The organism is Actinoplanes sp. ATCC 53533, from assembly GCF_003947245.1.
In genome coordinates, this window is record NZ_QHHV01000074.1 from 1 (window position 1) to 20,674 (window position 20,674).

General features: G+C 72.9%; 16 protein-coding genes. 12 read left to right on the top strand and 4 right to left on the bottom strand.

Features of this window, described 5'->3' with window-relative positions; translation table 11 throughout:
- The 3 genes from glgX to treZ all read left to right on the top strand — a co-directional run.
- On the top strand, positions 1-1,363 hold a 1,363-nt coding region (glgX, locus tag DMB66_RS24450; RefSeq protein WP_125806456.1), incomplete at its 5' end, for a glycogen debranching protein GlgX.
- A gap of 1 nt (position 1,364) precedes the next feature.
- Positions 1,365-3,632 (top strand): malto-oligosyltrehalose synthase, encoded by a 2,268-nt coding sequence (gene treY, locus DMB66_RS24455; protein ID WP_125806457.1) that lies wholly within the window; start codon positions 1,365-1,367, stop codon positions 3,630-3,632.
- The gene (gene treZ, locus DMB66_RS24460; protein ID WP_125806458.1) at positions 3,632-5,365 is read left to right on the top strand and encodes a malto-oligosyltrehalose trehalohydrolase; all 1,734 of its coding nucleotides are present in this window, start codon (positions 3,632-3,634) and stop codon (positions 5,363-5,365) included. Before treY ends, treZ begins: the two co-directional genes overlap by 1 nt.
- Before the next feature lie 229 nt (positions 5,366-5,594).
- On the opposite strand, the gene DMB66_RS24465 is transcribed toward treZ, so the two are convergent.
- The gene (locus DMB66_RS24465) at positions 5,595-6,344 is read right to left on the bottom strand and encodes a hypothetical protein (protein WP_125806459.1); all 750 of its coding nucleotides are present in this window, start codon (positions 6,342-6,344) and stop codon (positions 5,595-5,597) included.
- Between the two features lie 69 nt (positions 6,345-6,413).
- On the opposite strand from DMB66_RS24465, the gene yidD reads away from it, so the two are divergent.
- The 5 genes from yidD to DMB66_RS24490 all read left to right on the top strand — a co-directional run bounded on the left by yidD (position 6,414) and on the right by DMB66_RS24490 (position 12,322).
- Positions 6,414-6,785 (top strand): membrane protein insertion efficiency factor YidD, encoded by a 372-nt coding sequence (yidD, locus tag DMB66_RS24470; protein ID WP_233624812.1) that lies wholly within the window; start codon positions 6,414-6,416, stop codon positions 6,783-6,785.
- A 45-nt stretch (positions 6,786-6,830) separates the two neighbouring features.
- Positions 6,831-7,982, top strand: coding sequence for a transporter substrate-binding domain-containing protein (locus DMB66_RS24475; RefSeq protein ID WP_233624813.1), 1,152 nt, complete (start codon positions 6,831-6,833; stop codon positions 7,980-7,982).
- Positions 7,979-9,010 carry a hypothetical protein gene (locus tag DMB66_RS24480; RefSeq protein ID WP_125806462.1) on the top strand — a complete coding sequence of 344 codons (1,032 nt, stop codon included), beginning with the start codon at positions 7,979-7,981 and terminating at the stop codon, positions 9,008-9,010. The genes DMB66_RS24475 and DMB66_RS24480 overlap by 4 nt, the downstream gene beginning before the upstream one ends.
- A gap of 91 nt (positions 9,011-9,101) precedes the next feature.
- Positions 9,102-9,824, top strand: a complete 723-nt coding sequence (locus DMB66_RS24485) for a PP2C family serine/threonine-protein phosphatase (RefSeq protein ID WP_125806463.1) — start codon at positions 9,102-9,104, stop codon at positions 9,822-9,824.
- 179 nt (positions 9,825-10,003) lie between these two features.
- Complete coding sequence (locus DMB66_RS24490; RefSeq protein ID WP_233624814.1) at positions 10,004-12,322, top strand: bifunctional diguanylate cyclase/phosphodiesterase; 2,319 nt, start codon at positions 10,004-10,006, stop codon at positions 12,320-12,322.
- A 31-nt stretch (positions 12,323-12,353) separates the two neighbouring features.
- On the opposite strand, the gene DMB66_RS24495 is transcribed toward DMB66_RS24490, so the two are convergent.
- Together DMB66_RS24495 and DMB66_RS24500 are read right to left on the bottom strand one after the other, a co-directional pair.
- Entirely contained in the window at positions 12,354-14,720 is a 2,367-nt protein-coding gene (locus DMB66_RS24495) for an ABC transporter permease (protein ID WP_125806464.1), read from the bottom strand.
- The gene (locus tag DMB66_RS24500) at positions 14,717-15,409 is read right to left on the bottom strand and encodes an ABC transporter ATP-binding protein (protein ID WP_125806465.1); all 693 of its coding nucleotides are present in this window, start codon (positions 15,407-15,409) and stop codon (positions 14,717-14,719) included. Before DMB66_RS24500 ends, DMB66_RS24495 begins: the two co-directional genes overlap by 4 nt.
- A gap of 77 nt (positions 15,410-15,486) precedes the next feature.
- On the opposite strand from DMB66_RS24500, the gene DMB66_RS24505 reads away from it, so the two are divergent.
- Together DMB66_RS24505 and DMB66_RS24510 are read left to right on the top strand one after the other, a co-directional pair.
- On the top strand, positions 15,487-16,368 hold the full coding sequence (locus DMB66_RS24505; protein ID WP_125806466.1) for a sensor histidine kinase: 882 nt from the start codon (positions 15,487-15,489) through the stop codon (positions 16,366-16,368).
- Positions 16,365-17,066 (top strand): response regulator transcription factor, encoded by a 702-nt coding sequence (locus DMB66_RS24510; protein WP_125806467.1) that lies wholly within the window; start codon positions 16,365-16,367, stop codon positions 17,064-17,066. The genes DMB66_RS24505 and DMB66_RS24510 overlap by 4 nt, the downstream gene beginning before the upstream one ends.
- A gap of 39 nt (positions 17,067-17,105) precedes the next feature.
- On the opposite strand, the gene hrpB is transcribed toward DMB66_RS24510, so the two are convergent.
- Positions 17,106-19,682, bottom strand: a complete 2,577-nt coding sequence (gene hrpB, locus DMB66_RS24515) for an ATP-dependent helicase HrpB (protein ID WP_125806534.1) — start codon at positions 19,680-19,682, stop codon at positions 17,106-17,108.
- A gap of 129 nt (positions 19,683-19,811) precedes the next feature.
- On the opposite strand from hrpB, the gene uraD reads away from it, so the two are divergent.
- Together uraD and uraH are read left to right on the top strand one after the other, a co-directional pair.
- Entirely contained in the window at positions 19,812-20,321 is a 510-nt protein-coding gene (gene uraD / locus DMB66_RS24520) for a 2-oxo-4-hydroxy-4-carboxy-5-ureidoimidazoline decarboxylase (protein WP_233624815.1), read from the top strand.
- On the top strand, positions 20,308-20,670 hold the full coding sequence (uraH, locus tag DMB66_RS24525; protein WP_125806468.1) for a hydroxyisourate hydrolase: 363 nt from the start codon (positions 20,308-20,310) through the stop codon (positions 20,668-20,670). The genes uraD and uraH overlap by 14 nt, the downstream gene beginning before the upstream one ends.
- Positions 20,671-20,674 lie beyond the last annotated feature (4 nt).

Below are 20,674 nucleotides of genomic sequence, written 5' to 3' on the forward strand. Positions count from 1 at the left end.
GGGGATGGTCAAGGCGCTGCACGCGGCCGGCATGGAGGTCATCCTCGACGTCGTCTACAACCACACGGCGGAGGGCAACCACCTCGGCCCGACCATGAGCCTCAAGGGCATCGACAACCGGACCTACTACCGCCTGGTCGACGATCAGCCCAATTTCTACATGGACTACACCGGCACGGGTAACAGCCTCAACGTGCGCAGCCCGCAGAGTCTCCAGCTGATCATGGATTCGCTGCGGTACTGGGTGACCGAGATGCACGTCGACGGCTTCCGGTTCGACCTCGCCTCCACCCTGGCCCGGGAGTTCTACGACGTCGACCGGCTCTCCACCTTCTTCGAGGTGGTCCAGCAGGACCCGGTGGTCGGGCAGGTCAAGCTCATCGCGGAGCCGTGGGACGTCGGCCCGGGCGGCTACCAGGTCGGCAACTTCCCGCCGAACTGGACCGAATGGAACGGCAAGTACCGCGATACCGTGCGCGACTTCTGGCGGGGTGAGCCGGCCACCCTGGCCGAGTTCGCCAGCCGCATCACCGGCTCGGCCGACCTCTACCAGGACGACGGCCGTAAGCCGTTCCACTCGATCAACTTCGTGACCGCGCACGACGGCTTCACGCTCAACGACCTGGTCTCGTACAACGACAAGCACAACGAGGCGAACGGCGAGGAGAACCGCGACGGCGACGGCCACAACCGGTCCTGGAACTGCGGCACCGAGGGCCCGACCGACGACGTGCAGGTCCTGGCGCTGCGGGCCAAGCAGCGGCGCAACTTCCTCGCCACCCTGATGCTGAGCCAGGGCGTGCCGATGATCTCGCACGGCGACGAGCTCGGCCGCACCCAGCAGGGCAACAACAACGCGTACTGCCAGGACAACGAGGTCAGCTGGATCGACTGGGAGAACGCCGACGAGACGCTGCTGGAGTTCACCCGCAAGCTGACCGCGTTCCGGCACCGCCACCAGGTCTTCCAGCGGCGCCGGTTCTTCACCGGCCTGCCGGTGACCGCGCGCGGCGGCGGCGACCCGCTGCCCGACCTGGAGTGGTTCACCCCGGACGGCCGGCAGATGGCCGGCGACGACTGGGGCAACGACTTCGGCCGGGCGGTGGCCCTGTTCGTCAACGGCGAGGGCATCCGTGAGCGCGGCCAGTACGGCCAGCGCCACGTGGACAGCTCCTTCCTGCTCTTCTTCAACGCACACGACGCGCCCATCGAGTTCCACACGCCCCCCACGGAGTACGGCGAGAAGTGGGAGAAGGTCATCGAGACCGCGGAGCCGTCGCCGGACAGCCCGGTGTTCGTCGAGGCGGGCTCGGCCCTGCTCGTGCCGGACCGCTCGCTCATCGTCTTGGACAGGACGGTCTAAATTGCCCCTTTCTGGCACCTATCGCGTCCAGGTCCGCCCCGAATTTCCCCTGAAGGCCGCCGCCGAAGTCGCCGACTACCTGGCTGACCTCGGGGTCAGCCACCTCTACACCGCCCCGCTGCTGACCGCGACGCCCGGCTCCGGGCACGGCTACGACGTCGTCGACCACAGCCAGGTCAACCCGGCGCTCGGCGGCGAGGAAGGCCGGCTGGCCCTGCGGGCGGCCCTGGACGGCGCCGGGCTGGGGCTGGTGATCGACATCGTGCCCAACCACGCCGGCGTCGGCGTCCCAGCGGCCAACCCGACGTGGTGGGACGTGCTCAAGCGCGGCGAGCAGTCCGCGTACGCGAAGTTCTACGACATCGACTGGTCCCGCGGCCGGCTGCTGATCCCGGTGCTGGCCGACGAGCCGGACGCGGTGGAGCAGCTCAAGGTCGAGGGCGACGAGCTGCACTACTTCGACAAGCGTTATCCGATCGCCGAGGGCACCGGCGGGGGCACCCCGCGCGAGGTGCACGACCGGCAGCACTACGAGCTGGCCAACTGGACCCGTGGCGACTCCGAGCTGAACTACCGCCGGTTCTTCACCATCACCGACCTGGCCGGCCTGCGGGTCGAGGATCCCGAGGTTTTCGCCGCGACCCACCGTGAGATCCTGCGCTGGTACGACGAGGGCGCCGTGCAGGGCATCCGGGTCGACCACCCGGACGGCCTGCGCGACCCGGGCGAATATCTGCGGCGGCTGCACGAGGCCGCGCCGGACGCCTGGATCACGGTGGAGAAGATCCTCGAACCCGGCGAGAAGCTGCCGGACTGGCCGGTGGCCGGCACGACCGGGTACGACGCGCTGGCGGAGATCTGCGGAGTCTTCGTCGACCCGGGCACCGAGGCGTTCTTCGACACCCTCGACCACCACCTGACCGGCGGCGAGCGCAGCTGGCAGGACCTGATGCACGGGACCAAGCTGCACGCCGCCAGCACGCTGCTCGCGGCCGAGCTGGCCCGGATGTGCCGGCTGGTGCCCGAGATCGGGGCCGCCCCGCGTGCCCTCGCCGAGTTGGCCGCCTGTTTCCCGGTCTACCGCTCCTACCTGCCGTTCGGCTCGCGGCATCTGGCCCAGGCGCGGTCCGAGGCCGGCCGGCGGTGCCCCGCGCTGATCCCGGCCCTGGACCAGCTCACCGCCCGGCTGCGGCGCCCGGAGGACGAGCTGGCCATCCGGTTCCAGCAGTACACCGGCGCGGTCATGGCCAAGGGCGTGGAGGACACCGCCTTCTACCGGTGGACCCGGTTCACCGCCCGCAACGAGGTCGGCAACGACCCGGCCAAGTTCGGCGTGCACCCGGACGAGTTCCACGAGTATGCCGCCGAGCGGCTGCGTAAATGGCCCGAGACCATGACCACGCTCTCCACCCACGACACCAAGCGCAGCGAGGATGTCCGGGCCCGGCTCGCCGTGCTCAGCGAGCTGCCGGGGGACTGGACCGAGACCATCCGCCGCTGGGTCCGGCTCGCCCCGCTGCCCGATCCGGCCCTGGCCCACCTGATCTGGCAGGCCGCGGTCGGCGCGTGGCCGCTGCCACGGGAGCGGCTGCAGGCGTACGCGCTCAAGGCCGCCCGCGAAGCCGGCGCCGGTACCACCTGGCAGCATCCCGACGACCGGTTCGAGACCGCGCTGCGGGAGATGGTCGACAAGATCTACGACGACCCGGCCCTGCACGCCGAGGTCACCGACTTCGCCACGGCGATCACCGCGCCCGGCTGGTCCAACTCGCTGGGCCAGAAGCTGATCCAGCTCACCATGCCCGGCGTGCCGGACACCTACCAGGGCACCGAGCTCTGGGATTTCTCGCTGGTCGATCCCGACAACCGGCGGCCTGTCGACTACGGCCTGCGCCGGGAGTTGCTGGGCCGGCTGGACGACGGCCCGCCGCCGCCGATCGACCCGACCGGCGCCGCGAAACTGCTGGTCACCAGCCGCACCCTGCGGCTGCGCCGGCAGCGGCCGGAGCTGTTCACCGGCTACCGGCCGGTGTTCGCCGAGGGCCGGGTCTGTGACCACGTGCTCGCCTTCGACCGGGGCGGCGTGGTGGCGGTCGCGACCCGGCTGCCGGTGGGATTGTCACGCCACGGCGGCTGGCACGACACCACGTTGTCACTCGACGGCCACACCTGGCGGGAAGTCTTCACCAATACCAGCTACGGCGGATACCGCCTGGCGGTGGCCGACCTGCTGCACACCTACCCCGTCGCGCTGCTGGTGAAAGAGTGATGACGCTCTTCGAAGTGTGGGTCCCCGAGAAGACCGTCAGGCTGCGGGTCGACGGAACGGACCGCGAGATGGAACGTGGCGACGACGGGTGGTGGCGCCTCGAGGTGCCCGAGGCCGGGCCGGGCACCGACTATGCCTATCTGCTGCCGGACCACGACGGTGCGCTTCCCGACCCACGCTCGGCGTGGCAGCCTGGTGGCGTGCACGGCCCCAGCCGGGTGTACGACCACTCCGCCTTCGCCTGGACGGATGGTTCCTGGACCGGCCGCCAGCTACCGGGCGCGGTTCTCTACGAGTTGCACGTCGGCACGTTCACCCCGCAGGGCACCTTCGACGCCGCGATCGAGCGGCTGGACCACCTCGCCGACCTCGGTGTGGATCTGGTCGAGCTACTGCCGGTCAACTCCTTCAACGGCGAATACAACTGGGGTTACGACGGCGTCTGCTGGTATGCCCCGCATGAGGTGTACGGCGGCCCGGACGGTCTCAAACGCTTCGTGGACGCCGCCCACCGCAGGGGCATCGGGGTGGTGCTCGACGTCGTCTACAACCACTTCGGCCCGAGCGGTGCGTACGCGCCGATGTTCGCGCCGTACCTGAGCGCCGCCGGGACCAACCCGTGGGGCGACTCGGTCAACCTCGACGGCCCGCTGTCGGAGGAGGTGCGCCGCTACATCATCGACAGCGTGCTCGGCTGGCTGCGTGACTACCACGTCGATGGATTGCGGCTCGACGCCGTGCACGCGCTGGCCGACCACAACGCGATCCACCTGCTGGAACAGCTGGCGGTCGAGGTGGAGAGCCTGTCCACCCACCTGAACAGGCCGCTGTCGCTGATCGCGGAGTCCGACCTCAACGACCCGAAGCTGATCACCGGTCGCGAGGCGAACGGCTACGGTCTGCAGGCGCAGTGGGACGACGACGTGCACCACGTCCTGCACGCGCTGCTCACCGGCGAGCGGCAGGGCTACTACGGCGACTTCGGCTCGCTGGAGAGCCTGGAGACGGTGCTCACCGGCGCGTTCTTCCATGCCGACACGTGGTCCAGCTTCCGCCGCCGCCGGCACGGCCGCCCGGTCGACCGGGCCCGCATCCCGGGGCACCGGTTCGTCGCGTACCTGCAGAATCACGACCAGATCGGCAACCGGGCGGTCGGTGACCGGCTGTCCGCGACGCTCTCGCCCGGCCGGCTCAAGATCGGCGCCACGCTGCTGTTCACCGCGCCGTTCACACCGATGCTGTTCATGGGCGAGGAGTGGGCGGCGAGCAGCCCGTGGCAGTTCTTCACCAGCCACCCGGAGCCGGAGCTGGCCACGGCGGTGCGGAAGGGCCGGCGGCGCGAGTTCGCCACGCACGGCTGGGCCGAGGCCGAGGTGCCGGACCCGCAGGATCCCGCCACGTTCGAGCGATCCAAGCTGGACTGGGACGAGCGGGACAAACCGGGCCACGCGGAGATCCTGGAGCTGCACCGGCGGCTGATCGCACTGCGCCGCAGCCGCACCGACCTGTCCGACCCGCGCCTGGACAAGGTCGAGGTCTGGCACGGCGACCAGTACGTCGTGATGCGCCGCGGCGCCTGCGCGGTGGCCGCGAACCTCGCCGCGGTCCCGCAGACGATCAGCCTGCGCGCGACGCCCCGCAGCGTGCTGCTGGCCACCGAGCCGGGCGTCGTGCTGCAGCGCGACCGGGTCGAGCTGCCCCCGGAGACCGCGGTGGTGGTCGCCTTCCGCTGACGACGGCCCACCGCACCGGATCCCTGAGACACGCGCTCAGGCGAGGCGGGCTGGTCCAAGACGCCCGCTAAGCGGTGCGGTGCGGGGCGGTCCGCGACACCCGCTCAGTGGGGTGGGCTGGTGCGGGAGAACCGCTCAGCGGGGTGGGCTGGTCCGTGACGCTCGCTCGGCGAGGGTGGGCTGGTGCGGGAGAACCGCCCAGCGGGGTGGGCTGGTCCGTAACGCTCGCTCAATGGGGCGGGTTGGTCCGGGCCACAGCCGCCGGGTTCGGCGCGGCCGGGTGGGCTCCGCGCCAGCGTTGGCTCAGCCGGTACGCCGCCGCCCGGGTGCCGTGCCCGATGCCGGTCGGATACAGGTCCGGCGGGGCGTTACGGACCGGGTCGAACGCCAGTGCCGCGTCCTGGGCGGCCGGCAGGACCGCGCCGAAGCGTACCCGGCCGACGACGTCGACGGCGGCGCCGTCGGCCAGCGACAGCAGCAGCCGGGCGCCGTCGTGCTCGGCCGCGGCGACGACCGATTCGAGGGTGCGGCCGAGCGGCCGGCCGGATGGGTCCGGCCGGACCTCGAGGTGGAACGTGCGCCCGGAGCCCGACCGGTACGGCAGGATCGAGTCGTAGGTGGCGTCGAAGCCGCGCCGGGGCACCGGCACGTGGCGCAGCAGCCGGCCCTGCCCGGCCGTGGAGAAGAGCAGGTCGTGCCGCCGTCCCGCGACGGGACCGTGCACCCGGACGGCGACACCGAGGACGTCGGCGCGGCCCGGCCGGGTGCCGGCGCCCTTGGAGATCCGCAGGGTGACCGGGTGCCGGCCGGGGCGGTCGAGCAGCGCCGAGCCGGTCGGTGCGGGCGCACCCCAGACTTCCAGGTCGCCGGTGAAGGAGCGGCCGTCCGGATGCAGGAAACGGCGGTCGCGGGAGCGTGCGACACGCACCGCCACGGCTGCGGCGACGGCGGCCGCCGTCAGGGTCGTGGCGATTCGCATGCTGCGCGGTTACCCCGATCCGGGTGGCGATATGCGGGACTGTCGCACCCGTACGCCACCATGGTCAGCATGTGGGGGAGCAAGCGGCGCCGCAAGCGCAAGGGCAAGTGGTACGACAACTGCGACTGTGACTGCAGTTTCTGCGATTTCTGCGATTTCTGCGACTTCAACCTGCTGAGCAGCACTTTGCTCGCGCTGTCCCGGCTCGGCGGCCGACGGCGGGGCTCGCGTGCCGACGCCGCCGTCACCGCCGCCATCCGCGGCTACCGCCGGATCTCGCCGCGCCTGCCCACCCGCTGCCCCTACACCCCGACCTGCAGCGCGTACGGCCTCGATGCGGTCCAGCGCTACGGCACCCGCAAGGGCCTGCGGCTGACCGCGGGCCGGCTGCGGCGCTGCCGCCCCGGTGTCACGTTCGGGACGGCGGACCCCGTTCCGTGACATTCGTCCGGCACGATGTCGATCCGGAACGCGGACGGGAGAGCGGTGTCGACGATCGATGACGAGAACGGCGGGGCGCAGGTTCGCAAGGTGGTCCTGCACCGGCGGGTGCCCACGCAGCGCCGGCCCCGCCCGGCCCGCGCCCAGCGCGCGATCGCCGGCCTGCGGCGCACCTTCACCCAGTCGGATTACCCCCAGCCGGATTTCGTCCGGCCCGACCGGCTGATCCGCACCTGGGGTGGCTCGCTCGCGCCGTGGCGGCTGGCCGCCGTCGGCGTGATCATCATTCTCCTGCTGTCCTTCGCCTGGGTGCGGCTCTTCCACATCGGCCCGCCCTCGATCGAGGACCTGCGCCGCACCGCCGGGGTCGACGAGTGGCAGACGCTGCCCATCGGCGTCAAGGACGACCAGCCCAGGGTCGCCGAGCGGAACAAGGCCACCGGGAAGTGGAGCGGCTTCGACATCGACATCGCTTACATGATCGCCGAGGATCTGGGCTTCCGCCGCGAGGAGGTGCTGTTCTACGGCATCGAGAGCGAGGACCGGGCCCGGATGGAGGCCACCGACCTGAACGGCAAGCCGGTGCCGGTCAAGATGGTGATCGCCAGCTACAGCATCACCGAGGATCGCGAGCGCGAGCCCAACGTGATGTTCTCGCAGTCATACCTGCACACCGAGCAGTCGGTGATCACCCTCAAGGGGCATGACAAGGTCGCCAGCCTCGAGGAGTTCAAGGACAAGGATGTCTGTTCGCTGTCGAGTTCCACCAGCGCCAAGACCGCCGACGACTCCAAGGCCAGGCTGACGCGGCGAAACCGCGTCTCGGAGTGCTTCCGCCTGCTGGACGACGAGAAAGTTCAGGCGGTCACCACCGACGCGGCCATCCTGGGCGGCTACAAGGACCGTTTCCCGACCAAGTACGACCACTGGGACCTGGGCCTGGACAAGACCGAGGCGTGGGGCGTCAGCGTTGGCGCCAACGCCGCCCTGCGCGACCTGGTGAACATCACGCTCTACCGGTCCTTCAAGGATCCGAAGGACGCGCGCTGGGAGCACGCGTACGAAAACAACATCCTGCCGGAGACCGTGACGAACAAATCGGCCGACGGTGAGCTCGTGCCGCTGGCCCGGCCGCAGCAGCCCGTCACGGCCCGGCCGCGGGTCCGCGAGCTGCCCTGGGAGGAGGTGGTTCCGTGACCGTGACGCCGATCGCGCGGCCGCCGCGCCGGGTGCGCCGCAGCCAGCTCAACTGGCTGCTGACCGCGCTGCCGGCCTTCCCGCTGGTGCTGCTCGTGCTCCGGCTCTGGTATCTGAGCCGCCAGGATCTGCCGACGATGCTGCTGCTGGTGCAGTACATCAGCCCGCTCGGCATGATCAGCGCCCTGATCATCACGCTGATCTGGACCGTCCCGGCGGTCGTGCTGGTGCTGCGGGCCCTCGGTGGCCTGCTGCTGGTCAGCACGCCCGATCAGGAGGACGCCGCCCGCCGTTCGTTGCTCGCGCTGACCGCGCTGCGCATGCCGGACTGGGTGGTGGCGGTCGCCGTGGCGCTGGCCGGCTTCACCTGGCAGCTGCGCCTGCTGCCCACGCTGTTCATGCTCGTCGCCGTCATCCTCGCGCTGACCGCGGTGCAGCGCCATCCCGGCGAGCGGCGGATGCTCGTCGTGGCGACGCTGGTGGTGCCGGTCGTGCTCGGCCTGATCGTGCTGCTCTGGGCCTGGCCGGGCATCCGGATGTCGCTGGCCGCGGGGGAGTACGGCACGGCCGCGCTGCTGATCGCGCCGTCCCTGCTCGGCTGGCTGCTCACCGGCCCGCTGCCGCCGCGCGCGGCCCGGCTCGCCACCCACTGGCCGGCCGTGGCGGCCGTGATCGTCGCCCCGTTCGTGATCGGCGTGGTCTTCCTGCGCGCGCCCGTGCTGCCCAACAGCGCCGTCGAGGTCGGCGATCCCGCTCCCGCGGCCACGGTCGAGGTCATCCGCGGCCAGCTGATCACGGTCGACGACACCGCCACCACGATCCTGCAGCGGGGCGGCGAGGTAAGGTTCATCGCCAACGATCAGGTCCGCTCCAAGACCCTGTGCCCGGAGCCGATCCGGACCCAGCACAGCCGGATCACGGTGCGCGGCTGGGCGATCGACCAGTCCGCGCTGGAGTGGGTCGCGCCCACCCGGCGGGTCACCGATGTTGACCCGCGCTGCCTCGGCCGCCCGCTGAAACCGCGATGACCTCGGGATTTGCGGGGGTACGAGCCGGTTGTCCCGGCGCGCCGCCGACCACGTGCAGACAGGTTGGACCGGACCTGGCAGGCTGCACGCCATGACCTTGCACCTGCGGTGGGCGGCCGTCACCGATAGAGGCCACGTCCGGAGCAACAATCAGGACGCTTACTACGCCGGTGACCGGCTCCTCGTCGTCGCGGATGGTATGGGCGGCATGGCCGCCGGTGACGTCGCGAGCCGTCTCGCCGTCGAGGCGATGACCTCGCTCGACGTGGCGATCGACAACGACAGCCAGATGGACGCGCTGCACAAGGCGCTCGAGGTGGCGAACGGCCGGATCGCCGAGACCGTCGCCACCGACGCCGCCCTGCAGGGCATGGGCACGACGCTGACCGCCGTGATCTTCTCCGGTGACCGCGCCGCCCTGGCCCACGTCGGCGACTCCCGGGCCTACCTGCTGCGCGACGGCCGGCTCAACCAGCTGACCAAAGACGACACCTACGTGCAGATGCTGGTGGACCAGGGCCTGATCCGGCCGGAGGAGGCGGGCAGCCACCCGCGCCGCGCGGTCGTCACCCAGGCGCTGCAGGGCGAGCCGGTCAGCCCCTCATATGTCATCGTCGAGCCCGAGGCCGGCGACCGCTGGCTGCTGTGCAGCGACGGCCTCACCACGGTCGTCTCCGCCGAGCGGATCGAGGCGGAGATGCTCGCCTGCGACGATCCGCGGAGCTGCGCCGAGCGGTTGCTGGATCTCGCCCTGCAGGGCGGCGGTCCGGACAACATCACGGTGATTGTCGCCGATTTGACAGCCATCGACTGAGTCGACCCGCAGCGGAAATCCCCTGCGGGTCCGCCAAATACGCGCGGCCTGAATCCGGGTCCGCACAGCCTTCCCGCAACGGCCCGGGGCTGCGGTACCTTACTCCGGTCGCGGGACGGCCAGCCGCGGCTCTGCTGCGGGTGGTGATGACGACGGGACGGCTGTCGGCACAGTCAGCCGTGACGCTGGCGCTCGTCGCCGCCGTCACGGCGATCGGCACGTACGCCGTGCCCGCCGGCGCCGGCCAGCGGCTCTTCATCGACGCGGCCCAGGCCGCCGCCGGGGTGCTCGCCGCCGTCGTCTGCTTCGCGGCCGGCCGGGACCGCAGCGGCCCGCGGCGCCGCTGGCGCGTCCTGCTCGGCACCGGCCTCGCCGGCTTCGCGGCCGTCCGCCTGTGGTGGACCATCAGCGACGTCATCGAGCCCACCCGGCCCGTCGCCGCCCGGGTCATCGACGTCGGCTTCCTCGGCCTGCCGCTCTTCGCGGTGCTGGCCCTGATCGCCGGCTCGATGGCGCTGCCCCGCCCGGTCCAGGCCTCGGTGCGCCGCGACCAGGTCGTGCTGTTCATCGACAGCGTCCTGATCACCGGCTCACTGCTCGCGCTGGCCTGGTCGGCGCTGCCCCGCCGGATCTTCGACGAGATGGGCGACAACCCCAGGGTGGTGGGCTTCGCGGCGGCATACCCGATCGCGGATCTGCTCATCGCGGTGATGATCATGCTGCTGCTGGCCACCCGGCCGGCCTCGCGGGCGGCCCGGGTGCCCCTGCGGCTCAGCGCGCTGGCCATGCTGGCCCTGGGCGTCTCCGACGCGCTGCGGCTGCTGCACCTGAGCAGCGGGGTGCTCTCGCCGGTCGAGTCGGCCGGCTATCTGCTCGGCCCGATGCTGCTCGCCCTCGCCGCGGTCAGCAATCCCGGCCTCGGCGGTCCCGGCGGTCCGCGCCTCGAAGGGCGCGCCGAGGCGGACTGGCTGCACCTGCTGCTGCCGTACGTGCCGGTCGTCGCCACCGGCGTGGTCATCGCCGTGCGCACCGGGGCGGGCGGGCAGCTCACCTCGTACGAGGCCTATCTGGGGTGGCTCGGCCTCGGCCTGGTGGTGGCCCGGCAGATGTTCACCATCGTCGACAACACGGTGCTGCTCGCCCGCGTCTCCGAGGGCCAGCAGCGGCTGCACCACCAGGCATACCACGATCCGCTGACCGGGCTGGCCAACCGGGCGCTGTTCCGCGAGCGGCTGGTGCTCGCCCTCGACGCGCACCGCTACCGCGCCGCACCGGTGGCCCTGCTCTTCGCCGACCTGGACGACTTCAAGCTCATCAACGACAGCTTCGGGCACGCCATGGGCGACCGGCTGCTGCGCGCGATCGGCGAGCGGCTGGTCGCCGCGGTCGGCCCCGAAGCCCTGGTCGCCCGCCTCGGCGGCGACGAATTCGCGGTGCTGCTGGAGCACCGGACGGCCGACGCCGAGCCGGCCGGCCACCGCATCCTCGGGGCGCTGCGCGAGCCGTTCTCGATCGACGGCCACACGGTCGGCGTCAGCGCCAGCCTCGGCCTGGTCCTGCCGGAGCCCGGCGACGTCGAACTGTCGGCGGACACCCTGCTGCGCCGCGCCGACGCGGCCATGTACGTCAGCAAGCGCCGCGGCAAGAACGCCCTCGCCCGCTACGCCGGCAGCGCCGACGGCGGCCCGAACGCGGATCTGCCGCACCTGCTGGCCCGGGCGCTGTCCGGCGCGCCCGCGGCGGCCGGCTTCGAGGTCTACTACCAGCCGATCGTCCGGCTCTCCGACGGCGTGGTCGTCGCGGTGGAGGCCCTGGCCCGCTGGACCGACCCGGTGGCGGGCCCGGTCGACCCGGACGTGTTCGTGACGGTCGCCGAACGCACCGGGCTGGTCGCGGCGATCGACGACTTCGTGCTCGACCGGGCCTGCGCTGACGCGGCGGGACTGGCCAGCACCTACGGCCGGCCGATCGACGTGCACGTCAACGTCTCCGCGGCCCGGCTGGGCCAGCACGGGCTGGAGGAAGCGGTGGCGCAGGCCCTGGAGCGGCACAACGTGCGGCCGTCCCGGTTGGTCGTGGAGATCACCGAAACCCGCCGCATCCCGGACCTGCCGCGCGCGGCCGAGGTCGCGGACCGGCTGCGCCGGCGGGGGGTACGAATCGCCCTGGACGACTTCGGCAGCGGATACAACGCGCTGGCGCAGTTGCACTCGTTGCCGGTGGACATCGTGAAGCTGGACTCGACCCTGACCGATGTGGACGTCTCGCCGGAGCGGGCCGGGGCGTTGTGCCGCTCCGTGCTGGCGATCTGCGCGGAGCTGGGCATCGCCGTGGTGGCCGAGGGGATCGAGACTCCCGCCCGGGCCCGGGCGCTGGCCGCGCTGGGCTGCCACCTCGGCCAGGGCTATCTGTTCGGTCAGCCCGGGCCCGTGCACCGGCTGGCCGCGACGATTCCCGCGCAGCCTTCCCCACACCCCACCTCACACCTGGCCTCCTAGTTAGGAGACCAGGTGCCGCGGGAGGAGGCGCTTACTCGTTGTGCAGCACCTCGGCGATGGTGAGCCGGGCCGCGCCGCGGGCCGGGAGCAGCGCGCCGAGCAGGGCGATCACGACGCCAGCGAGGGCCATGAGCGCGAGCATCGGCGCCTGCCATACCTCCAGCACCGCCTGCGGGATGGCGACCCGCGCCGCGTCGGCGGCGGCCGGCAGGATGTAGCGGTGCGCGACGATCCCGATCGGGATGCCGAGCACGCCGCCGAGCACGCCGACGACGGCCATCGACGTCAGCACCATCGTGACGACCTGGCGCGGTGTCATCCCGATCGACTTCAGCATGCCGAGGTCGCGTCGGCGCTCCCGGACGTTGAGTACGACCGTGTTGAAGACTCCCAGCGCCGCCACGGCGGACAGCAGCAGCGACAGCACCGACGAGAAGCCGATCACGGTCACCTCGAAGTCGCTGACCTGGGCGGTGTCCCAGGCGTCGAGCGCCGGGTCGGCTGCTTTGACCGCGGTGAGGTAGGCCGTGACGTCGCCACCGGGCTTGAGCTGGACCTGGTAGAACACCTCGTCCGGTCTGACGACGCGGTCCGGGGCGAGGTCGGTGCGGACCCGCCAGTCCGCGAAGATGCCGGGCGGCCCGGACGGGCCGTCCATCGTCTCCCCCACCACGGTCAGGACGGCCTGTCGGCCACCGAGGGCCAGGGTGAGTTTGTCGCCGATCCTCAGCCCGAGTTCCCGCGTGAGCTGCGACGGCACGACCGTCTGGTCCGCACCGGTCATCCAGCGCCCGGCGGTGAGCTCGCCCTGGTAGCCCATCGATGAGTAGTCACCGCGGACGAAGTTGACGTTCAGCGGCTGCATCTGCCCGACGGTGGGCACCGGCAGCGAGTAGACCGCGGTCACCCGGGCAGCGCCCGGCAGCCCGCGCAACAACTCCTCGACCTGCGCGTCGGTGCGGCTGGTCCGCGCCGGTGGCGCTGTCGGCGGTTGGCCCTGTCTGCCGATCCGCGTCTGACCGTCGAACGGCCGGACCCCGATCTGGCCCGAGGCCCGGTCCTCGAGCGTGGAGATCCGGGTCAGCGAGTCGGCCAGCCCGGTCGCGAAGGTCACCGTGGTCACGCCGAGCAGGACGGCCACGACGGTGAACAGGGTCCGGCCCGGGCGGGCGAACGGCATGCCCAACCCGAGGGTGACGGGACGCGGCAGCCCGACCCCGGCGAGCCGGCGCTGGATCCGCGTCCCGTGCCCGGTCCGCGGGGAAGTGCCGGCGCTGATCGCCTGGGCGGGGGACAACCGGTGCGCCCGTACGGCGGGCACGAACGCCGCCAGGGCGACGAGCGCCGGCACGCCGACCAGCCCGGCGACCCAGATCCAGCCGCCGACGTTGATGCCGACGTCCAGCCCGAGGCCCTGGAACCCCTCGCTGAGCAGCGGCTGGGCGGCCAAGGTGCCGGCTATGGTGCCGATGACGCAGCCGACGACAGTGGGTACCGAGACCATGACCAGGTAGACGGCGACCACCTGGCGCGGGGTGAACCCGAGCGCCTTGAGGATGCCGATGTGCCGGAAGCCGGAGACGACCGCGCCGCTGACCACGTTGCCGACGATGACGACCGCGACGATCAGCCCGAGCACGCCGAACGTGGCCAGGAAGGGCACGTACACGCCGATGTCCTCGGCGACCTCCTCCTTGACGGCGAGGTAGGGCTGCTCGGCGATCAGCGCGCCCGGCGGCAGCCCGGCCGTGACGGCGGCCAGCCCGGTCCGGACCGCGTCCTTCGTCGACACGTCACCGCCGAAGCGGTAGAGCATCTGGGTGGACGTGGGGTGCAGTGCGGTCATCTGTGCCGGTGTCACCCACATGTCGGCGGTCTGGCCGAGACTGTGGGCCCGGCCGACGATGGTGTACCGCTGGCCGCCGAGGGTGATCTCCCCGCTGTCCATCGGCGGCCCCTCGTTGTCCGGGCCGGGATCCGCCTGGTTGAGGGCGACCTCGCCGGGTGCCGCGGGCCAGCGCCCCTCCCAGAGGCTGAGGCGGTCCACCGGACCGCCCGGGTCGGCGCGCCCCACGACGGTCTTCGGACCCGGCGGGCCCAGCGCGCTGAACCCACTGACGTCCAGCGTGACCTGCCCGAACGGTCCCGCCGCGGCCGTCACGCCGGTGCGTGCGCCGGCGAGTTGCGCGTCGGTGACCTTGGCCGGGTCGTAAACGGCGATCGCATGTGGTCCCTGCTGCTTGGCGAAGGCCTCGTCGAACGGCGCCGAGGACGCCTGGAGCAACGCGAGCGCCACCACGATGGTCGTGGTGGAGAGCAGGACGACCAGACCGATGACGAACGTCTGCACCCGGCGGCGCTTGACCGCCGCCCGAGAGGCCCGCCAAACGGCACTCATGCGCGTTCCAGGGTGCGCTCGCGGGTGATCTGGCCGTCGGCCAGCTCGACCACGCGGCTGGCGCACCGCGTCGCCAGCCGCTCGTCGTGGGTGACGATGAGCAGGGTCTGCCCGATCTGGTTGAGGTCCAGCAGCAGGTCCATCACCTGCTCTCCGGCGCGGCTGTCCAGGGCGCCGGTGGGCTCGTCGGCCAGCAGCAGCGCCGGGCGGTTCATCAGCGCCCGGGCCACCGCGACGCGCTGGCGCTCGCCGCCGCTCAGGGTCGCCGGATAGGCGTTGCGCCGGTCGGCGATGCCGAGTTCGTCGAGCAGTTCCATGGCCCGCTTGCGGGCCGGGCCGGCCTTGGTGCCGGTCAGCTGGGCGGCGAGGGTCACGTTCTCCAGCGCCGGCAGGTCGTCGAGCAGGTTGAAGAACTGGAAGATCATGCCGATCCGGTGCCGCCGGAACAGCGCCAGCTTGGTCTCGTTCAGCCGGCCCAGGTCCTCGTCGTGCACGCGCACCGAGCCGGAGGTCGGCCGGTCCAGCCCGGCGATCATGTTCAGCAGGGTGGACTTGCCGCAGCCCGACGGGCCCTTCACGGCGACCGCCTCGCCGGTGTGGATCTCGAGTGAGACACCGTCCAGGGCGGTGGTGTCGCCGTACTCTTTGCGGACGTCGTCCAGCCGCACGACGCGGGTGTCAGTGGTCATGGGGAGCACGTTATGGCCGCGACCGGGGCCCGGTCGTCGGCCCCGGGAGGTAAGCCGCCCGCGCCGTCATCCCCGGGATGTACCGGCTGCATACCGGGGATGATGTGGCGCCGATCGTCCTCTGCGAGGATTCCCGGGTGGGATCGGGAGCGGTGTGGCTGACCGGCGCGCTCGTCGCCGCCTGTGCGACCGCGGCCGGGCTCGGTGTCGCCCTGGTGCGGGCCCGCCGAGAGCATCGCCGGGCCCTGGAGCAGCGGGGGTGGTTCCTGGAACGGGAGCGGGAGAGCGCGGCGAGCACCGCGGTCGACGCCGAACGGGCCCGCATCGCCCGCGAGCTGCACGACATCGTGAGCCACAACGTGAGCATCATGATCGTGCAGGCCGCCGCCGCGCGCGAGGTGCTCACGACCATGCCCGGCGACGCCGCGGCGGCGATGTCGGCCGTGGAGGGTGCCGGCCGGACCACGATGACCGAGCTGCGGCACCTGCTCGGCCTGCTGGCGCCCGCGGCGGACGGCGAGGACGACAGCGGCGGGTCCGCCCTGGCGCCGCAGCCCAGCCTGAGCCGGCTCAGCCCGTTGATCGACCGGATCGCGTTCGCCGGCCTGCCGGTCGAGGTGCGGATCTCCGGTGAGCTCCGGCCGCTGCCGTCCGGCATCGACGTCACCGCGTACCGCATCGTGCAGGAGGCGCTGACCAACGCGCTCAAGCACGGCACCGGAGGGCAGGCGGAGGTGACGATCCGGTATGCCGAGCACTCGCTGCGGGTGGAGGTGCTCACCAGGGGGCCCAGCGTGCTGACGGGTGACCGGCCCACGGCGCGCGGCGGAGAGGGCGCCGGGCGGGGGCTGCTGGGGCTGCGGCAGCGGGTCGCGGTCTACGGTGGCGATCTCGACGCCCGGCGGCGGCTCGGCGGCGGATACCGGGTCCGCGCGCGCATCCCGTTGGAGCGCCCGTGACCGCCGGGCCGCCCCCGTCGCCGCGGGTGCTCATCGCCGACGATCAGGAGCTGATCCGCACCGGCTTCCGGCTGATCCTCACCGCCCGCGGCATCGACGTGGTCGGCGATGTCGCCGACGGCGCCGAGGCGGTGGCGGCCGAGCGCCGGCTGCGTCCCGACGTCGTGCTCATGGACATCCGGATGCCGACGATGGACGGGCTGGAAGCGACCCGGCGCATCCTGGAGCACAGCCCGCGCTGCCGGGTGCTCATGCTCACGACCTTCGACCTCGACCGGTACGTCTACGCCGCGCTGGCCCTCGGCGCGAGCGGCTTCCTCCTCAAGGACGTCACCGCCGACCACCTCGCCGCCGCCGTGCGCCTCGTCGACACCGGCGACGCCCTCCTCGCGCCCTCGATCACCCGGCGGCTGGTCCAGCGCTTCGCCGCCGAGAGCGGGCGCGCCGGCGACAGCGCGGCGCCTGCGGTCCACCGGGATCTCACCGCGTTGACGCCGCGCGAGTTGGAGGTGCTGACGCTGCTCGGCCGCGGCCTGTCCAACACCGAACTGGCCCGGGCGCTGACGCTGAGCGAGGCGACGGCGAAGACCCACGTGGCGCGGATCTTCGCCAAGCTCTCGCTCCGTGACCGCGCGCAGGCGGTCGTCCTGGCGTACGAGACGGGCCTGGTCGCCCCCGGCGACGCCGCAGCGGACTGACCGCACGAGTCGCCGGGCCGCGCCCGGCGGCGTGCGCCGTCAAGGGCTCCGGCGGTTCAGGCGGCGGGTGGGCACCGCGGTCGTCGGGTCCTCCGGCCAGGGGTGGCGGGGGTATCGGCCGCGGAGTTCGGCGCGGACCTGTGGGTAGCCCGTGGCCCAGAAGGACGCGAGGTCCCGGGTCACCGCCACCGGGCGCCCGGCGGGGGAGAGCAGGTGCAGCAGGATCGGGATGCGGCCGTCGGCCAGGCGGGGTGCCTCGCGCCAGCCGAAGGCCTCCTGGACCTTCACCGCGAGGACCGGGGCCGCGGGGTCCGCGTAGTCGATTCTGACCTTGGAGCCGCTCGGGACCGGGAGGCGTTCGGGGGCGATCTCGTCCAGCCGGCCGGCCACCGACCAGGGGAGCAGCCGGCGCAGGGCGCCGGCGGTGTCGATCTTCGCCAGGTCGGCGCGGCGGCGGGCCTGGCCCAGGGGCAGCCAGTCCTCCAGCGACTTCAGCAGCGAGCCGTCGTCGACCGCCGGCCAGGGTGCGCCCAGGGCGGCGTGCGCGAAGGCCAGCCGTTCCCGCAGCTCCGTGGTGGTCCGGGACCAGGTGAGCAGCGCCAGGCCCTCCCGGCGCAGGCCGTCGAGCAGGGCCGCCCGGACGCGTTCCGGGTCCGGCTTGTCGATGCGGCGCTCCACCAGGGTGATCGCGCCCAGCCGTTCCGTGCGGCGGGCCACCACGTCGCCGTCGCGCCAGGCGATCTCCGTGCCGGATTCCAGCAGGGCCGCGGCCGCCTCGCGGGCCGTCGCCTCGTCCAGCGGGGCGGCGCTGCGGATGCGCGCGGTGCGGGCGCCCGGTGCCCGGTCCGCGTCCGCGATCGCCAGCCAGGTCGTGCCCGCCAGGCCGCTGCCGCCGGTGAGGTCCGCGGCGGTGCCGCCGGCCATCAGGTACGCGCGCCCGCCCGGCTCCCGCACCCGCGCCACCCGCTCGGGGTACGCGAGCCCCACGATCAGCCCGGCGGCCAGATCATCGGCCAGCCACTCCCGGCCGCCTTCCGCGAGGTCCTTGCGACGGCCACCGCCGGAGCCGGCGGTGCGCGGAGATGGCTCGGTGATGGCGTATTCGGCGGCGTCGGTGGCGTCCTCGTCCGTTGCCGGGTTCCGGGTCGTCGCCGCGGTCAGCCGGCGGACCTCGGTGCGCCAGGCCGGATCCCGGTCCGTCCGGGCCCGGCGCCAGGCCGCCGCCAGGTCGTCCGCCGTCCGGTCCGCGTCCAGCAGGGCCACGACCTCGGCGGCCCGGCGCCCGCCGATCGTGCGCGCGCCGTCCAGCAGGGCCCGGGCCAGGCGGGGGTGCAGGCCCGCGTCGGCCAGGGCCCGGCCCCGGGCGGTGATCCGGCCCGCCGCGTCGGTGGCGCCCAGGGCGCGCAGCGTGTCGGTCGCCACCTGCAGCGCCCCCGGCGGCGGTGGGTCCGGCAGGCTCAGGCCCGTACCGTCGGGGTGACCCCACTGGGCCAGGTCCAGGGCGAAGCCGGTCAGGTCCGCCGCCGCGATCTCCGGTTCCGGCTGCGCCGGCAGGCGGTCGTGCTGGGCCTGCGACCAGCAGCGGTAGACCCGGCCGGGGGCCCCCCGCCCGGCGCGGCCGGCCCGCTGGGTCGCCGACGCCCGGGAGACCGGGACCGTCACCAGGGCGCCCAGGCCCCGGCCGTGGTCCATCCGGGGGACCCGGCTCAGGCCCGCGTCGACCACCGCGCGTACGCCGGGAACCGTCAGGCTGCTCTCCGCGACCGCCGTGGCCAGCACCACCCGGCGTACCGGGCTCGGCCGCAGCGCCGCGTCCTGGGCGGAGCCGGACAGCCGGCCGTGCAGGGCGACGATCTCCGCGTCGGCGCCGCGGAGCCGGTTGGCGACCGTCTCGATCTCGCGGGCCCCCGGCAGGAACGCCAGCACGTCGCCGTCGCCCTCGGCCAGGGCCCGGCGGATCGTCGTGGCGACGTGGTCGAGCAGTTTCGGGTCTACCCGCAGGCCGTGCGGCGGGGTGATCGGCTGCGGGGGCGGCGACCAGTGCACCGCCACGGGGTGCAGGGCGGACCTGGCCTCGACGACCGGCGCGCCGCCCAGGACCTCGGCCAGGCGCCGGGACTCGGCGGTCGCCGAGGTGGCCAGCACCCGCAGGTCCGGGCGCAGGGCCGCGCGGACCTCGATCAGGAAGGCCAGCGCCAGGTCCGAGTCCAGGTGGCGTTCGTGGCACTCGTCGAGGATCACCACCGCGGTGCCCGCCAGTTCCGGGTCGCGGTGCAGGCGGCGCACCAGCACGCCGGTCGTCACCACCTCGACCCGGGTCCGCCCGGAGACCTGGCGGTCACCGCGCACGGTGTAGCCCACGCGGTCGCCCACCTGCTCGCCGAGCAGGGACGCCATCCGCCGCGCCGCCGCGCGGGCCGCGACCCGGCGTGGCTCGGCCACCACCACCTTCGCGCCGGGCGCCGCGCCGGCCAGCGCCAGCGGCACCAGGGTCGTCTTGCCCGTGCCCGGGGGCGCGACCAGCACCGCCGCGCCCGCTGCGGCCAGGGCGCCGGCCACCTCCGCCAACACCGCGCGGATGGGCAGGTCGGGCAGGTCTTCCGCGGCGATCAGCACCGGACAAGTCTCGCGCACGGCCGCTTCGTCGATCACGTCACGTGTTCGAGGTGGTGATTCGCGGGGGAAACTGGTGCAAGATCGGTTGGTGGCCTGCTTGACTGTCCGTCAGAAAACAGGGGGTGAGCGGTGGATCAGGTGGAGGCTTTCAACTCCCTGCCCGCCGACCGGCTAACAGCGGAGCTGCTCGCCGTGTGTGCCGCGTCCGCCTGGGGCAGCGCGGTCGCCGCGCTGCGGCCGTACCCGTCGAGGGCGGCCGTGATCGCCGCGGCCGACACCGCCGCACGCGGCCTGAGCTGGCCGGATGTCCTGCGGGGTCTGTCCGCGCATCCCCGGATCGGGGAACGGGCAGAGGGCGCCTCGAAGGAGGCCGCGTGGTCGCGGCGGGAGCAGTCGACGGCCGCGAGCAGCGGTGACGACGCCACCAGGGCCGCGCTGGTCGCCGCGAACCACGCCTATGAGGACAAGTTCGGGCACGTGTTCCTGATCTTCGCGAGCGGGCGGACGCAGGCGGAGGTCCTGGCGGCGGCGCGGGACAGGATCGGCAACGACGAAGAGACCGAGCGGGCGATCGTCACCGACGAGCTCCGCAAGATCGCCCTGTTGCGGCTGGAGAGGCTGCTCGATGCCCTCGACTGACGGCACGGCGGCGACGTCGCATGCCAAGATTTCGACGCACATCCTGGACACGGTCACCGGCGATCCGGCCCGCGACGTGTACGTGCGCCTGGAGCGCCGCGACTCCGACGGCTGGAAGCTGATCGCCGAGGGCCGCACCGACGACGACGGCCGGCTGCGCCACCGGGTCCCGCTGCACGACTGGCAGGCCGGCGGCTACCGGCTGGTGTTCTACGTGGAGCCGTACCTCGGCGGCGAGGCCTTCTTCCCGGAGATCACCGTCGCGTTCCACGTGCACGACCCGGGCCGGCACTACCATGTGCCGCTGCTGCTGAGCCGCTACGGCTACACCACCTATCGAGGGAGCTGACCCG

What these genes read in the sequence shown, in the direction of transcription:
- DMB66_RS24485 (WP_125806463.1), top strand. Translation starts at nt 9,102, where the DNA reads ATGACCTTGCACCTGCGGTGGGCGGCCGTCACCGATAGAGGCCACGTC.
- uraH (WP_125806468.1), top strand. Translation starts at nt 20,308, where the DNA reads ATGCCCTCGACTGACGGCACGGCGGCGACGTCGCATGCCAAGATTTCG.
- DMB66_RS24505 (WP_125806466.1), top strand. Translation starts at nt 15,487, where the DNA reads ATGTACCGGCTGCATACCGGGGATGATGTGGCGCCGATCGTCCTCTGC.
- yidD (WP_233624812.1), top strand. Translation starts at nt 6,414, where the DNA reads ATGTGGGGGAGCAAGCGGCGCCGCAAGCGCAAGGGCAAGTGGTACGAC.
- DMB66_RS24465 (WP_125806459.1), bottom strand. Translation starts at nt 6,344, where the DNA reads ATGCGAATCGCCACGACCCTGACGGCGGCCGCCGTCGCCGCAGCCGTG.
- treZ (WP_125806458.1), top strand. Translation starts at nt 3,632, where the DNA reads ATGACGCTCTTCGAAGTGTGGGTCCCCGAGAAGACCGTCAGGCTGCGG.
- DMB66_RS24495 (WP_125806464.1), bottom strand. Translation starts at nt 14,720, where the DNA reads ATGAGTGCCGTTTGGCGGGCCTCTCGGGCGGCGGTCAAGCGCCGCCGG.
- DMB66_RS24500 (WP_125806465.1), bottom strand. Translation starts at nt 15,409, where the DNA reads ATGACCACTGACACCCGCGTCGTGCGGCTGGACGACGTCCGCAAAGAG.